The sequence below is a fragment of the Arthrobacter sp. FW306-1B-G06A genome (genome assembly GCF_058781765.1).
This window is the reverse complement of the sequence record NZ_JBYSXB010000006.1, coordinates 42,639-55,039: the sequence shown is the minus strand read 5'-3', so window position 1 is coordinate 55,039 and position 12,401 is coordinate 42,639. Positions and strand designations below refer to the sequence as shown.

Sequence of the window (12,401 nt, the reverse complement as noted above, 5' to 3'; positions counted from 1 at the left end):
TACGAAGGCGGTCCCCGTGATAAAGAACGCAGCGAGGGCGAGGTATCGGACTTCCCTGAGATTCACCCCGGCGGAGAGTACCAATGGTCTGGTTTGGCGCATGGCCAACCGCTGACCGACGAACCTGCTATTGAGTCCGATGACGGCGAGCCCGCGACCGTAGTCTGGTACCCGAAAACCGACTAACCCGGTTACTCTCGCTTTCCCCCGCGCGCAGGCCTAGTCTTTCATCAATTCACTGGTCTATTTGGGGGAATCATGGTCTCAACCCGCTTCATTCAGCGTGCCCTTATCGGGGTAGCCGTCGGCTTGGCGCTTGCCGCGTGCGGCGCACCGGCTTCAGAAGTACGAAACGTACCAAGCCAGACAGCGGTGATTACGTCCACCGCGTCGCCAAGCTTCAGCGCCAGTCCGACTTTTTCTTCGCCGTCGCCTTCCGCTCAGGCTCCCACGACGGCGGCCGCTGCTCCGCCGTCGGCGGCGCCGGTCGCCGTCGTACCAGCACCCGCCGCACCAGCCCCGGCGGCACCGGCGGCACCGGCCCCCGCAGTACAGGCGCCGGCGCCTGTTGTACCAGCCGCACCGGCGGCGCCCGCAGACCCTGTTCCCGCTGCCCAGCAACCCGCAGCGCCGAACACGGTCCAAGGGATAATCCCGGGAGCCTTTTGCCCTAATGCCGACGTCGGCATGCAAGGAGTTGCCGCAAACGGCCGGACCTACATCTGCGGAGGCAAAGGCGCCGACAAGAACGGGCACTACCACTGGAACGTGTAGAAGGCTGCCGTCAGTCGTTGGGCTGGAAACGTAGTCACGCGAAACCCCACCAACGACGCGCGGGGAAGGTGCCTACAGGCGCCGTTTCAGCCCTACGTGGGCGGTCCGATATCCGAGGCGGGTATAGAAGGCTCGAGACTGTTCCCGCGCTTCGTCGGTTGTCACCTGTGCCAGTTGCGCCCCGCGCGCACGTCCAAAATCGTGTGCCCACTCAAGCATCGCGGTGCCCAAGCCATGTGAACGCTCCGCGGCCGCAACTCGCAGTCCCTCGATCTGGAGCCGGGAAGAACCACCGCGGGAAAGACCTGGGATGACGGTCAATTGCATCGTGGCAACTATGCGATCGGAATCATTGCGGACAACCCCCAGATAATTGGATTTGTCGCGAGCAACCAGGTTGTAGGCCGCCTCATATTGTTCGAGCTCGACGCACTCGCGGTCGGGACCGAACTGATCATCCGACAGCAGCGCGGCGATGGCCTCAACATCATCGCGGCTCGCCCGTTCCAGCCTGAAGGTCCGGCCCGCCACCCGCAGCAGTCCTCGAACCGAGGATCGCGCACCTGCCTGCAAACGAGCGACCAGCAGATCAAGCCATCCGCCGACGTTGGCTCGAGCCTCAACGGTGTCGGGATAACGGCACCTCAAGTGCAGGCCGGACTCGTCCAGGATGAACCAAAGCATGACGCCGTCCGTATCGATTGCCGCGCTCACGTACTGGGCGTCGAGTCCGACGGAGTCGATTCGCACCGGGAGCCTGCGCAGGTCCAGCCAGGAGATCGCGAACATCCCCGGGGCCACGGGCATGCCGCCCCATGGAGCCAGAACGTCCGCGAGCGGCCACGAGCCAAGCTGCACAGCCTCTTTTACCGCGGCCGCCGCGGCGAGCGGCTCGGGGACCGCAGATTCAAGTACCGAATTGGTAATGAACCAGCCGACTGAGTCATGCCATTTGTCGTCGAAGCGGCTGTGCACGGGAAAAACAGCCCGCAACGGGGTTCCCGCCAACTCGCGGGTCACCGCGGTCATCGCAACAACAGCGAGCGCGAGCGTCGAGACGCCGTCGTTGCGGGCTTGCGCCGCGAATGCCGCACCGTCGTCGAGATCGAACACATCGCGGACTTCCACACGCTCGCGCTGAGGATCGGGCGCACCCAGGGGCAAGGGGAATTGCGGCATGACGCCGCCGCTGTCCCCGATGATGTCTTCCCACCGCTGACGCGCGTGGTCCGGCGCGGTATTCCGATCCAGCAGTGCTTGGGTGTGTTCGACAAAAGCCGGCACTGGCCCGGGCAACGGTTCACGGCCTGCCTTCCCGGCATCGAGCGCCGACAGCAGGTCCCGCGCGATCACCAGCATCGACCACATATCGACGTGGGCATGGTCGGCAGCAATCACAACCGTGAGTCCAGCGGCAGTCTCCAACACGCACAGCCGGTGTGAGGGGTATTGGTATGGCGAACATGCGGCATCGAGAATGTCCCGCAACGCGTTATTTACGGACTGGCCAGGAGACACCTGATGCTCCACCCAGGTTCCAGGAGCAATATCAATTTCATGAAGCTCCGGATCACCATCCGCACCGGGCACGAAGGCCGTTCGCAGCGTGCCATGACGGGCGATGACAGCCAGCCAGGCTTCGGCAATTGACTCGCGACGAGTTGGCGTAGGCAGCCGAAAGGACATTGCCATCCAGGAGCCGGGCCGGGAACCCGCTCCCACATGAAGCCGCTGGTCAAAGGACACCGGAAGGCGTTGGCCGAGCGCCGAGACACTGACGTCGTAGCCCCAAAGTCGTCCGAATGGTAGGCGCAGGTGCGTGACGTTGGTCAGGCGCATGGCAGTATCGTATCGCCCCAGATAGCCTGAATGCTCAACTCGGCCGCTAAAAGTGACGCAGTCAGTGACGAAACGAGGAGCCTGATGCCCACTTTCGAGGTTCCCGGAGCCGAGCTTGCGGTGGCTTTGAGCGACGAGGGCGGACACCCCGTTGTCCAGCTGCATGGCCTTACCTCAAGCCGCGCGCACGACCGGGTACTCAATCTCGACCTCGGACGCGGGCTTAGCGGAACTCGACTGCTTCGGTATGACGCACGTGGCCATGGCAGGTCGACCGGGCGGAAGGTCCCGGCGGATTATCAGTGGCAAAACCTCGCCGACGACCTCCTGCGACTGCTCGACCACTGATTTCCGGGCGAACGCGTCCACGGAGTCGGTCCTTCCATGGGTACAGGCACACTCTTGCACGCCGCTTCCCGCGAGCCAGACCGCTTTACCGGGCTCACGCTCATGGTGCCACCCACCGCGTGGGAAACCCGAGCTGCACAGGCTGCAAACTACAGGGTTGCCGCGGCGCTTATCGAATCCGTTGGCGTCGAGGCGTTCCTCGCCAGCACCCGCGGGGCAACGCCGCCGCCGGCCACAATTGGTGCGCCGGAGACGGTACCCGACGTCGGTGACGCCCTCTTGCCGTCGGTGTTTCGAGGCGCGGCACTCAGCGACCTTCCTGCCCGTGAGGACGTCGCGCGAATCGACATACCGACGACGATCCTGGCGTGGGTGGATGATCCGGGCCACCCGCTGTCAACCGCGGAAACCCTTGCCGCACTGCTCCCCCAAGCAACACTGACGGTGGCCCGCACCCCGGACGATGTCGGAACCTGGCCCGGTATTCTGAGCCAGGATGTCGCCGGTTGGGGTTAAGACAGGATGATCGTTACCCGATCAGGTAGACCATGCCGCGCCCCTCGTCGGCGAGATTGGTGGCGAAGACCCGAGCCCGTCGAAGATAGCCAACGGCATACTCGACGTCAAGGTCCCGATCGACACATGGCGAATCCGGCAACCGCAGCCTCACCTCCGCATCCGAGATATCGTCCAAGTCCTGAGCAATCGCCAAAACCTCGGACGGAGTCAAGGCCCTTACCCACGGATCCCAACCTTCGCCATGCATGGTCACGTTGCCTTCAAACATACGAAAAGCGGGTCGCGACGGCGTGGCCGCCCCCAATGGGGCCGTGAGAACCTGCAGATGCCGCCATGCCTTGTCCAGATAGAGCATGTCGCGCTCAGATATCAATTGCTCGAACGTGGTACTACTGGTCCCGACACCAGGGTCAAGGCCCCAAGCATCAGCAAGCGGATCGACCGACACGAAGGTTATCGGGTCGGAAAGCACCTGTTCAGTGAGGTCGCCGTCGAATGCATATCCGTAATATCTGATTCCCATTCACCAAGTATTGCCAAAGCGCAAGCCGTGCAGAACGGCTGAGTTGCGTTATGTGGATAACTCGCGAGATGAACTGTACCGGCCATGTCGACCGAGCCCCCGATTCCCCGCCGGACGAATGCTAGGGCTCGGCCAGCGACGAAGGACCGGGCACCTGACCAGGATGTGAACGCCGCGCTCGCCGTGGGCAGCAGGCGTCCGGCCGGCGAAGTTGCCCTGGTCTACCCCGTGCCGGATAGGACGGCGTAAATATCGGCTCCACCGCAGCGAGCGGGTGGTTAGGCTGGGTGGATGGCGACAGTTATTCTGGTGCGGCACGGCCGCACCACAGCCAATGCCACGGGGCTGCTGGCCGGGCGGGCGGTCGGCGTCAGCCTGGACCAGATCGGGCGCGACCAGGCCGCTCTGACCGGAGATCGGCTCGCGGCCGTGCCCTTGGTCGCAGTGGTGTCGAGCCCGCTTGAGCGTTGCCGGCAGACCGCCCAGCTCATCCTCGATCGCCAGGCTGGCACACCGTACGCGCCAGTCGATCCCGATCTCACCGAGTGCGATTACGGCCAGTGGCAGGGCCGCACGCTCAGTGATCTCGCGACCGAGGATCTGTGGCCGGTTGTGCAGTCCCAGCCCTCCGCCGTCGTCTTTCCCGGCGGTGAATCCATGGCCGCGATGCAGGCTCGCTCGGTGGCTGCGATTCGACGCCACGATGCAGCCTTCGAAGCCGGGTACGGGCCAGGGGCGGTGTGGGTGGCGGTAAGTCACGGTGACATCATCAAATCAATCCTCGCCGACGCACTCGGCATGCACCTCGATCTGTTCCAGCGCATTACCGTGGGCCCCGGCTCCGTATCGATCGTGCGCTACGGCGCTAACCGGCCAAGCGTCTATGCGACCAACACCGATGCGGGTGATCTGTCCTGGCTGTCGAACGGCATCCAGTCCGGCGATGCGCCGGTGGGCGGCGGTCCAGGGCGGAAGGCGCCATGAACCCCATGCGCCTAGAATACTGACATGCCTACACGTGTTCACGAGTTTGCCTGGCCTGATCGGGTCGTCGTCGGCACCATTGGCCTTCCCGGGGCGCGCACGTTCTACCTGCAGGTGCGCGCCGGGACGCAGATCGTGACTGTGGCCTTGGAGAAAGAGCAGTCGGCTCTGCTCGCGGAGAAGATCGACGAAATTCTCGACCAGCTCATCACCGTGGAGGGCAACCCCTTCAGCGTCCCCACGGGTACTCCCGTTGAACTTGTCGACAATGACCAGCTCGAGTCCGTTGAGGAGCAGTTCCGCACCGGCGCCATGAGCTTAGGGTGGGACCCAACCACGGCCCAGATCGTACTAGAGGCCTTCCCCATCACCGATGCCGACGCCGACGCCGACGACAACGATGAGGACAGCGCTAACGAGACCGAAATGCTGCTGGTCCGCATGCCGGTCGGCACGGCCCGCGCCTTCGCCAAGCGCACCCGTGAGATCGTGGGCGCCGGGCGTCCGACGTGCCCGCTCTGCGGGTACCCCATCGACGCCGACGGGCACATCTGCACCCTTCCCGAGGTCTGATGCCGACGCCGGAGCTCGGGACCGCCGAGTTGACGCTCACCGGCCGCATCACGACGGCTTCAAACGCTACATTTCTGGGCAGCATCGGCGACGTGGTGGTCGTCTACAAGCCGATAGCCGGCGAAACTCCGCTGTGGGACTTTCCCCACGGCACCCTGGCCCACCGGGAGGTGGCCGCGTACCTGGTCTCGCAGGCCTTCGGCTGGGACATCGTGCCACACACCTGGCTGCGCGATGGTCCGATGGGCGAAGGAATGGTGCAGCTCTGGCAGGACCAAGACCCGGCCCAAAACGCCGTGGATCTCGTGGCGACAGACCACGTGCCGGAGACAGGCTGGAAGCACGTTCTCGAGGGACGGGACGGCAACGGACGCATGGTCACCCTCGTCCACGAAGACTCGCCAGCACTCAGGCGCATGGCGGTGTTCGACACGGTCGTCAACAACGCCGACCGCAAGGGTGACCACATTCTCGCCATGGCGGACGGACAGCGCCACGGTGTCGACCATGGCCTCACCTTTCACCGTGACCACAAGCTGCGCACGGTGCTGTGGGGATGGTTGGGAGACCCTCTGACCGCCGAGGAACGCGAGGGCATCGATCGTGTCAGCGAAGGACTGCACGGTGAACTGGGCCGAAACCTGGCGGACTTGCTCAGTGCCGAAGAAATCGCATCGCTCGCCGCGCGCTGCGCCCGGTTGCGCTTGGCAGGGCGGTTTCCGGCTCCGAGCGGTGAGATGCCGGCGGTGCCCTGGCCGCTGTTCTAGGGAATTGCCCTCCCGCAGGGGCTAGACGTTGAAGCGGAACTCCACCACGTCGCCGTCGGCCATGACGTATTCCTTGCCTTCAATTCGGACCTTGCCGCGGGACTTTGCCTCGGCCATGGACCCGGCGGCGATGAGGTCATCGAAGGAGACAACTTCGGCCTTGATGAATCCGCGCTGGAAATCCGTGTGGATGACTCCTGCGGCCTGGGGCGCGGTGTCGCCACGGTGGATGGTCCAGGCGCGGGCTTCTTTGGGACCAGCAGTCAGGTAGGTCTGCAGTCCAAGCGTGTGGAAGCCGACGCGTGCCAGCTGGTCGAGGCCGGATTCGTCCTGGCCGTTCATCTCGAGCATCTCGCGGGCTTCTTCCTCGTCGAGTTCGACGAGATCCGATTCCAGCTTGGCGTCAAGGAAAATGCAGTCCGCCGGCGCCACCATGGCGCGCAGTTCCTCTTGCTTTTCCGGGTTGCCGAGGATTCCTTCGTCCGAGTTGAAGACATAGATGAAGGGCTTGGCCGTGAGGAGGCTGAGCTCTTTGAGGTGCTCCATCTCGAGCTTGTCGCTCTTGACCGAAGAGAAGATCGTGTCGCCACGTTCCAAGACGGCCTGGGCAGCCAGGATCGCTGCGAGTTCCGCGGCTTCCCGCTTCTTGATCTTGACTTCCTTTTCGATCCTGGGAATGGCCTTTTCGATCGTCTGGAGATCGGCCAGGATCAGTTCGGTGTTGATCGTCTCAATGTCCGAGCGCGGATCGACTTTGCCGTCGACGTGGACAACGTCGGGGTCATCGAAGACGCGGATGACCTGGGCGATGGCTTCTGCTTCGCGGATGTTCGCGAGGAACTTGTTGCCCAGGCCTTCGCCCTCGGAGGCGCCCTTGACGATACCTGCGATGTCAACGAACGAGACGACCGCGGGCAGGAGGCGCTGCGATCCGAAGACCTCCGCCAACTTCTGCAGGCGCGGGTCCGGGAGGTTGACGACGCCGACGTTTGGCTCGATGGTGGCGAACGGGTAGTTCGCGGCCAGCACCTGGTTGCGGGTCAGTGCGTTGAAAAGAGTTGATTTGCCGACGTTGGGCAGTCCGACGATGCCAATAGTAAGAGCCACGAGCATTGATTCTACCCGTTGAGTGCCCCTCTCCGCTTTCGCAGGTGGAACCGTGGACCCCACGCCCGGGTGCCGTGATCCGGCTTCGCTATATTGTCCGACCCCTATGCCAAGGTTGGAGACATGGATGGTTTTGCAGTAATACTCGCTTTGTTCATGCTTCTTCTGGGAGCGGCCGCCGGGGTGGTGGCTGGTTTCCTGCTGTTCAGGCGCCGCACTGCCGCGCTTGAGGAAGATTTCGACGGCGTCTCCGCCCGGCTTGCCGCGGTGAACGCCCAGTTTGCCGCCGCCGACGCCGAACGGCGGCTTCTGCTGTCGCAGAACCGTGAACTGAACGAGTCCAGGAACCAGGATGGCAGTGTGTTGCGCGCGCTCGCTCCCGTTGCCGAGAAGCTGACGGCCGTCCAGCAACAGGTCTCGCTTCTGGAGCGTGATCGCTTGGAGCAGTACGGCCAGCTTGCCCAACAGCTCCAGGAAGCCCGGCTGTCCGATGAACAACTCCTGCGCTCCACGCACGCCCTGGCCTCCGCCCTTCGGTCGAACAGTGCCAGGGGGCAGTGGGGTGAAGTCCAGCTGCGCCGGGTGGTGGAGGCCGCCGGCATGCTGCGTCACGTCGATTTCCACGAGCAGGTGCATTCCGCGTCCGCCGACAACGCCGTCCGGCCGGATCTTGTGGTCCAGTTGCCGGGTGGAAAGCAGTTGGTGGTGGACGCCAAGGTTCCGTTGGCGTCCTACCTCGCTGCCCAGGAACAGGGCAATTCCACCCAGCGGGTCGACGGCCTCCAATCTGTGGGCAACGGCGCGGATGCCCTGCTGCTCGCACATGCGAAGGCCCTCAAGTCCCACGTGGATGCCCTGGGGTCCAAGAAGTACTGGGACATCCCCGGCAACTCGCCAGAGCTGGTGATCTGCTTCCTGCCCGCGGAGTCCATCCTGGCCGCCGCCCTCGAAGCGGACCCTGCACTCTTGGATCACGCCCTATCCCGGAACGTGGTGCTCGCGTCCCCCGGCACCTTGTTGGCAGTTCTAAAGTCCGTCGCCTTCACCTGGCGCCAGGACGTCCTGACGGACAATGCCCGGGAGCTCTTCGAGCTCGCCCGGCAGCTCTACGAACGCATGGGGACGCTCGGTGACAACGTAGGCAAGCTGGGTTCGTCGCTGAAGACCTCGGTGGATCGCTACAACGCGCTGGTCGGAACGCTTGAAGCACGCGTCTTGCCCACCGCACGGAAGCTCAACTCCATGGACGCCGACGGGCTGGTGTCGCCGTCGGCCGTGGAAGCCGTGCCGCGGACCCTTGCCGCACCCGAACTGATCGAAGACGAATCCGCGGCCTAGGACTGTCTGGTAGTCGTCCGGGCCCGGACCCAGGACCCAGGACCCAGGACCCAGACTACGAAGTCGGTCGGTTCCCGCGCCCACCCAAGGCGCGAGTGACGTCCCCGGCCTCTTTGAGGGTGGCGCGCAGTTCCTTCGGCAGGGAGAACAGCAGGTCTTCCTCCGCCGTCACCACCTCTTCAACCGCACCGTAACCGTAGTCGGCCAGCAATCGGAGAACGTCCTGGACCAGGACCTCCGGAACGGAAGCGCCAGACGTCACGCCCACGGTGGCAACGCCTTCGAACCAGCTCTCGTCGACTTCGTTCGCGAAATCGACCCGGTAAGAGGCCTTGGCGCCATATTCAAGCGCCACTTCGACGAGCCGCACGGAGTTGGAAGAATTCGCAGATCCCACCACAATCACGAGGTCGGCCTGCGGGGCAATCTTCTTGATGGCCACTTGGCGGTTGGTAGTGGCATAGCAAATGTCGTCGCTGGGCGGATCCTGCAACGTGGGGAACCGCTCCTTGAGCATCCGGACGGTCTCCATGGTCTCGTCGACGCTCAGCGTGGTCTGCGAAAGCCAGATGGTCTTCTCCGGATTGCGCACAGTGACCTTGTCCACCTCATGCGGACCATTGATGATCTGGATGTGGTCCGGGGCTTCGCCCGCCGTTCCTTCCACTTCCTCGTGGCCGTCGTGGCCGATCAGGAGAATGTCGTAGTCTTCCTTGGCGAAGCGGACGGCTTCGCGGTGCACCTTCGTGACAAGCGGGCAGGTGGCATCGATGGTCCGAAGACCACGGTCTTCGGCCGATTGCACGACCGCCGGGGACACGCCATGGGCCGAGAAGATCACGAGGGCGCCTTCGGGTACCTCGTCCGTCTCTTCAACGAAGATGGCACCCTTCTCCTCCAGCGAGGTGACCACGTGGACGTTATGCACGATCTGCTTGCGCACGTAAACCGGCGGCCCATAGTGTTCCAGTGCCTTCTCCACCGCGATGACCGCACGGTCGACGCCTGCGCAATATCCGCGGGGGGCCGCGAGCAAGACGCGCTTGGGGCCGGCGACCGGAGCGGCGGCCAGCACCTCTTCCGGCGTCCGACGCCTACGCGGGACAGAGGGCATCGGAATGGAAACTGCTGAGCTGGTCATCCCTCCATGCTACCGGCAGCGTTCACCCGCACGCTCGGCCTGGCTTTGCGTGAGAAGATCACGCCGAGCAGGCCAAGAAGCGCGAGCACTCCAGCGGCAATCCAGGCGATGGTGATCCAGCCGGCGAAATTGTCGACCGCCGCTGCCAGCAGCTCACGCGCGAAGAGGCCACCCGTAGCGGTTCCGCCCAGGCCCGCATCGCCTGCGCCCTTCAGCACCGTCGTGGCCACTTGCCACAGCGCCGCGACTGCGGCCAAGCCCAGTCCGGCAAAGAGGAGAACCACACCCCTGCGCCTCGCGGCAAGCAGGCCCAGGGCAAACAGCAGGACGGCGCCGAGGCCGGGAATCCACCACATCGGCGCATATGCGGCGATGGCATCTACCTGCTGGCGCTGGGCGGGGCCGCCGATGTTGATCAGCGTGGAGTCCGGCGTCGCAATGGGGAGGCCCGTTGCCGCGTGCAGCCGGTCGGCGGCAAGCTTGACCAAGGGGCCGACGTCGAGCACCAAGGACGTTCCCGCGGTCGAGTTCCCGGGGCGGGCACTGCCCGCGAAAGTCAGTTGGTGGCTCCGGCGTACGGTTTCATTCCACGCTTGCGGGTATTCGGGCCACGTGGTCATCGCGGTGGCCGCGTCCTTGAGGAAGGAAGCGCCAAGTTGTTCCACCGGCGCCGGCAGGTTGACCTTGGATTCCAGGCTTGCGACGGCAGTAGACGCCAGGCGCGCTTGGAACGCTTGATCCATCCCGATCGAAGAGGTAAGCGCCACAAACCCGTCTTCCCGGACGATGTCGGTGTCCGTCCATGCCATCGGGACGGCGATTGCTGTGAGCAGAAGGGCAAAGATCACTGCGATTGCAGAGACGAACGAGCGCAATGGATTCCTCAAGTTTGGAGTGCAGCAGTTCCAGGCGGGGCGACGACGGGTAAATGTCGGCCATGCATGCTACAAGGTATGGATAGAGTTGGAAGCCTGCCGCCTGCTTTTCGGTAGCAAATTTTCAGTAGCTCTTATAGCAGGAATACTTCCGGCACCCCTAGCAAAGTACCAGCGAGGACAGAACCATGCACCAGCCACCAACAGGAGGCTACCCGCGTGTCCTATGACGCCGTACCCGGCGGGGCGCCACGCGCGTTGCCGATTTCGGGATTCCCGAACCCTGGATCAGAGGACGAAGAGTCCCGCCAAGGAGAACCCACGAAGGCAGAGTCAACCCTTCCGGCGACGGCGTCGGAGACCAGTCCCGACAATCCTTGGCCGCTGCAGTTGCTGTCCCGCAAGCTCAAGACCCACATAGAACGGGCTCCGGCCGCTTGGATCGAAGGCCAGGTCATCGAGCTCAACCGTCGCGGCGGCAGCGCCTTCGTGACGCTGCGTGATACCGACGCAGAGATCTCCTTGCCCGCATCGTTGTGGTCCAATGTCCTGGACCGCCAGAAGATGCCGCTGGAGCGTGGCTCACGCGTCGTGGCCTTGGTGAAACCTGAATTCTGGCTCAAGACCGGCCGGCTCAACATGTCGATCAAGGACATCCGTCCCGTCGGCCTCGGCGATCTCCTCGCCAGAATCGAGCGCTTGCGCCAGGCCCTTGGCGCTGAAGGGCTTTTTTCAGACTCGAGGAAAAAACGGCTGCCCTTGCTCCCCCACCGGATCGGGCTCATCACCGGCCGCGATTCCGACGCCAAGAAAGACGTCCTGCGCAACGCGGCGCTTCGCTGGCCCGCCGTTGAATTCGCCGTCCGGGAAGTCGCAGTCCAGGGTGTCACGGCAGTCGGCCAGATCCTGGCTGCGCTCAAGGAGCTCGACGCCGATCCGCACGTGGACGTGATCGTGATCGCCCGTGGTGGCGGAGCCCTGGAAGATCTGCTTCCGTTCAGCAACGAAGAGCTCGTCCGGGCGGTATCCGCGGCGGCCACTCCGGTGGTCAGCGCAATTGGCCATGAAGCCGACCATCCCATCCTGGACGACGTCGCCGACCTTCGCGCATCGACGCCCACCGACGCCGCAAAGAGGATCGTCCCTGACGTCGCCGAGGAATTGGCGAGGGTACGCCAGGCCCGCGAGCAGCTACGCCGCGGCGTGGGACGCCTCGTGGACCGCGAAACGGATCGACTCCACGCGCTGAGATCACGCCCTGTGCTGGCGTCCCCCGAAGGAATGGTCACGGCGCGGGAGGACGACGTCGAACGGCTCCGGAAGCACGCCCACACTGCGGTGAGCTCCGCGGTTATCCGCGCACTTGACCAGGTGCACCACCTTCGCGCCCAGGTAAGGGCATTGTCCCCCCAAAAAACCTTGGACCGCGGGTACGCCGTCGTCCAGCTTGCGGGAGCGGACGGAGTGGGACACGACGTCGTCCGGAACCCGGACCAGGCCCCTGACGGCACGGAGCTGACGCTCCGTTTGGCGGAAGGCCGCCTTGCCGCTGTATCTTCCGGAACCCTGGCACCTGCCGGACAACCCAGCCAGCACAAGCAAAAATGAGGACT

General features: G+C 64.1%; 13 protein-coding genes. 8 read left to right on the top strand and 5 right to left on the bottom strand.

The genetic code is table 11. The annotated features are described in order from the left end of the window. The first annotated feature begins 258 nt into the window (after positions 1-258). A complete protein-coding gene (locus AC3WJM_RS04705) occupies positions 259-774 on the top strand; it encodes a hypothetical protein (protein ID WP_492271280.1) in 516 nt (171 codons plus the stop codon). Positions 775-846: 72 nt separating this feature from the next. On the opposite strand, the gene AC3WJM_RS04700 is transcribed toward AC3WJM_RS04705, so the two are convergent. Beyond that, positions 847-2,613, bottom strand: a complete 1,767-nt coding sequence (locus AC3WJM_RS04700; RefSeq protein WP_492271279.1) for a GNAT family N-acetyltransferase — start codon at positions 2,611-2,613, stop codon at positions 847-849. Positions 2,614-2,697: 84 nt separating this feature from the next. On the opposite strand from AC3WJM_RS04700, the gene AC3WJM_RS04695 reads away from it, so the two are divergent. Further along, a complete protein-coding gene (locus tag AC3WJM_RS04695) occupies positions 2,698-2,961 on the top strand; it encodes an alpha/beta fold hydrolase (protein ID WP_492271278.1) in 264 nt (87 codons plus the stop codon). Positions 2,962-2,997: 36 nt separating this feature from the next. Next, positions 2,998-3,477, top strand: coding sequence for an alpha/beta fold hydrolase (locus tag AC3WJM_RS04690; RefSeq protein ID WP_492271277.1), 480 nt, complete (start codon positions 2,998-3,000; stop codon positions 3,475-3,477). A gap of 13 nt (positions 3,478-3,490) precedes the next feature. Here AC3WJM_RS04690 and AC3WJM_RS04685 read toward each other — a convergent pair whose 3' ends face one another. After that, a complete protein-coding gene (locus AC3WJM_RS04685) occupies positions 3,491-4,003 on the bottom strand; it encodes a hypothetical protein (RefSeq protein ID WP_492271276.1) in 513 nt (170 codons plus the stop codon). Positions 4,004-4,294: 291 nt separating this feature from the next. On the opposite strand from AC3WJM_RS04685, the gene AC3WJM_RS04680 reads away from it, so the two are divergent. The 3 genes from AC3WJM_RS04680 to AC3WJM_RS04670 are packed head-to-tail and all read left to right on the top strand — an operon-like array spanning position 4,295 to position 6,327. Next, on the top strand, positions 4,295-4,987 hold the full coding sequence (locus AC3WJM_RS04680; RefSeq protein ID WP_492271275.1) for a histidine phosphatase family protein: 693 nt from the start codon (positions 4,295-4,297) through the stop codon (positions 4,985-4,987). Between the two features lie 24 nt (positions 4,988-5,011). Then, positions 5,012-5,560, top strand: coding sequence for a DUF3090 domain-containing protein (locus AC3WJM_RS04675; RefSeq protein WP_492271274.1), 549 nt, complete (start codon positions 5,012-5,014; stop codon positions 5,558-5,560). Then, complete coding sequence (locus AC3WJM_RS04670; RefSeq protein WP_492259713.1) at positions 5,560-6,327, top strand: SCO1664 family protein; 768 nt, start codon at positions 5,560-5,562, stop codon at positions 6,325-6,327. Before AC3WJM_RS04675 ends, AC3WJM_RS04670 begins: the two co-directional genes overlap by 1 nt. Positions 6,328-6,348: 21 nt before the next feature. On the opposite strand, the gene ychF is transcribed toward AC3WJM_RS04670, so the two are convergent. Further along, positions 6,349-7,434: a redox-regulated ATPase YchF gene (ychF, locus tag AC3WJM_RS04665; RefSeq protein ID WP_234748400.1), complete on the bottom strand. Its 1,086-nt coding sequence runs from the start codon at positions 7,432-7,434 to the stop codon at positions 6,349-6,351. A 123-nt stretch (positions 7,435-7,557) separates the two neighbouring features. On the opposite strand from ychF, the gene AC3WJM_RS04660 reads away from it, so the two are divergent. Further along, on the top strand, positions 7,558-8,772 hold the full coding sequence (locus AC3WJM_RS04660) for a DNA recombination protein RmuC (protein ID WP_492271273.1): 1,215 nt from the start codon (positions 7,558-7,560) through the stop codon (positions 8,770-8,772). A gap of 55 nt (positions 8,773-8,827) precedes the next feature. On the opposite strand, the gene AC3WJM_RS04655 is transcribed toward AC3WJM_RS04660, so the two are convergent. Together AC3WJM_RS04655 and AC3WJM_RS04650 are read right to left on the bottom strand one after the other, a co-directional pair. Then, complete coding sequence (locus tag AC3WJM_RS04655; RefSeq protein WP_284991398.1) at positions 8,828-9,913, bottom strand: 4-hydroxy-3-methylbut-2-enyl diphosphate reductase; 1,086 nt, start codon at positions 9,911-9,913, stop codon at positions 8,828-8,830. Continuing rightward, complete coding sequence (locus AC3WJM_RS04650) at positions 9,910-10,788, bottom strand: hypothetical protein (protein WP_492271272.1); 879 nt, start codon at positions 10,786-10,788, stop codon at positions 9,910-9,912. The genes AC3WJM_RS04655 and AC3WJM_RS04650 overlap by 4 nt, the downstream gene beginning before the upstream one ends. A gap of 258 nt (positions 10,789-11,046) precedes the next feature. Here AC3WJM_RS04650 and xseA point away from each other — a divergent pair, with 258 nt between their 5' ends. Next, positions 11,047-12,396 carry an exodeoxyribonuclease VII large subunit gene (gene xseA / locus AC3WJM_RS04645; protein ID WP_492271309.1) on the top strand — a complete coding sequence of 450 codons (1,350 nt, stop codon included), beginning with the start codon at positions 11,047-11,049 and terminating at the stop codon, positions 12,394-12,396. The last annotated feature ends 5 nt before the right edge of the window (positions 12,397-12,401 follow it).

Excerpts from the sequence above, each read along its gene's own strand:
- AC3WJM_RS04670 (WP_492259713.1), top strand. The coding sequence starts at position 5,560 with ATGCCGACGCCGGAGCTCGGGACCGCCGAGTTGACGCTCACCGGCCGC.
- AC3WJM_RS04675 (WP_492271274.1), top strand. The coding sequence starts at position 5,012 with ATGCCTACACGTGTTCACGAGTTTGCCTGGCCTGATCGGGTCGTCGTC.
- AC3WJM_RS04655 (WP_284991398.1), bottom strand. The coding sequence starts at position 9,913 with ATGACCAGCTCAGCAGTTTCCATTCCGATGCCCTCTGTCCCGCGTAGG.
- AC3WJM_RS04690 (WP_492271277.1), top strand. The coding sequence starts at position 2,998 with ATGGGTACAGGCACACTCTTGCACGCCGCTTCCCGCGAGCCAGACCGC.
- AC3WJM_RS04680 (WP_492271275.1), top strand. The coding sequence starts at position 4,295 with ATGGCGACAGTTATTCTGGTGCGGCACGGCCGCACCACAGCCAATGCC.
- AC3WJM_RS04660 (WP_492271273.1), top strand. The coding sequence starts at position 7,558 with ATGGATGGTTTTGCAGTAATACTCGCTTTGTTCATGCTTCTTCTGGGA.
- AC3WJM_RS04695 (WP_492271278.1), top strand. The coding sequence starts at position 2,698 with ATGCCCACTTTCGAGGTTCCCGGAGCCGAGCTTGCGGTGGCTTTGAGC.
- AC3WJM_RS04685 (WP_492271276.1), bottom strand. The coding sequence starts at position 4,003 with ATGGGAATCAGATATTACGGATATGCATTCGACGGCGACCTCACTGAA.
- AC3WJM_RS04700 (WP_492271279.1), bottom strand. The coding sequence starts at position 2,613 with ATGCGCCTGACCAACGTCACGCACCTGCGCCTACCATTCGGACGACTT.
- AC3WJM_RS04705 (WP_492271280.1), top strand. The coding sequence starts at position 259 with ATGGTCTCAACCCGCTTCATTCAGCGTGCCCTTATCGGGGTAGCCGTC.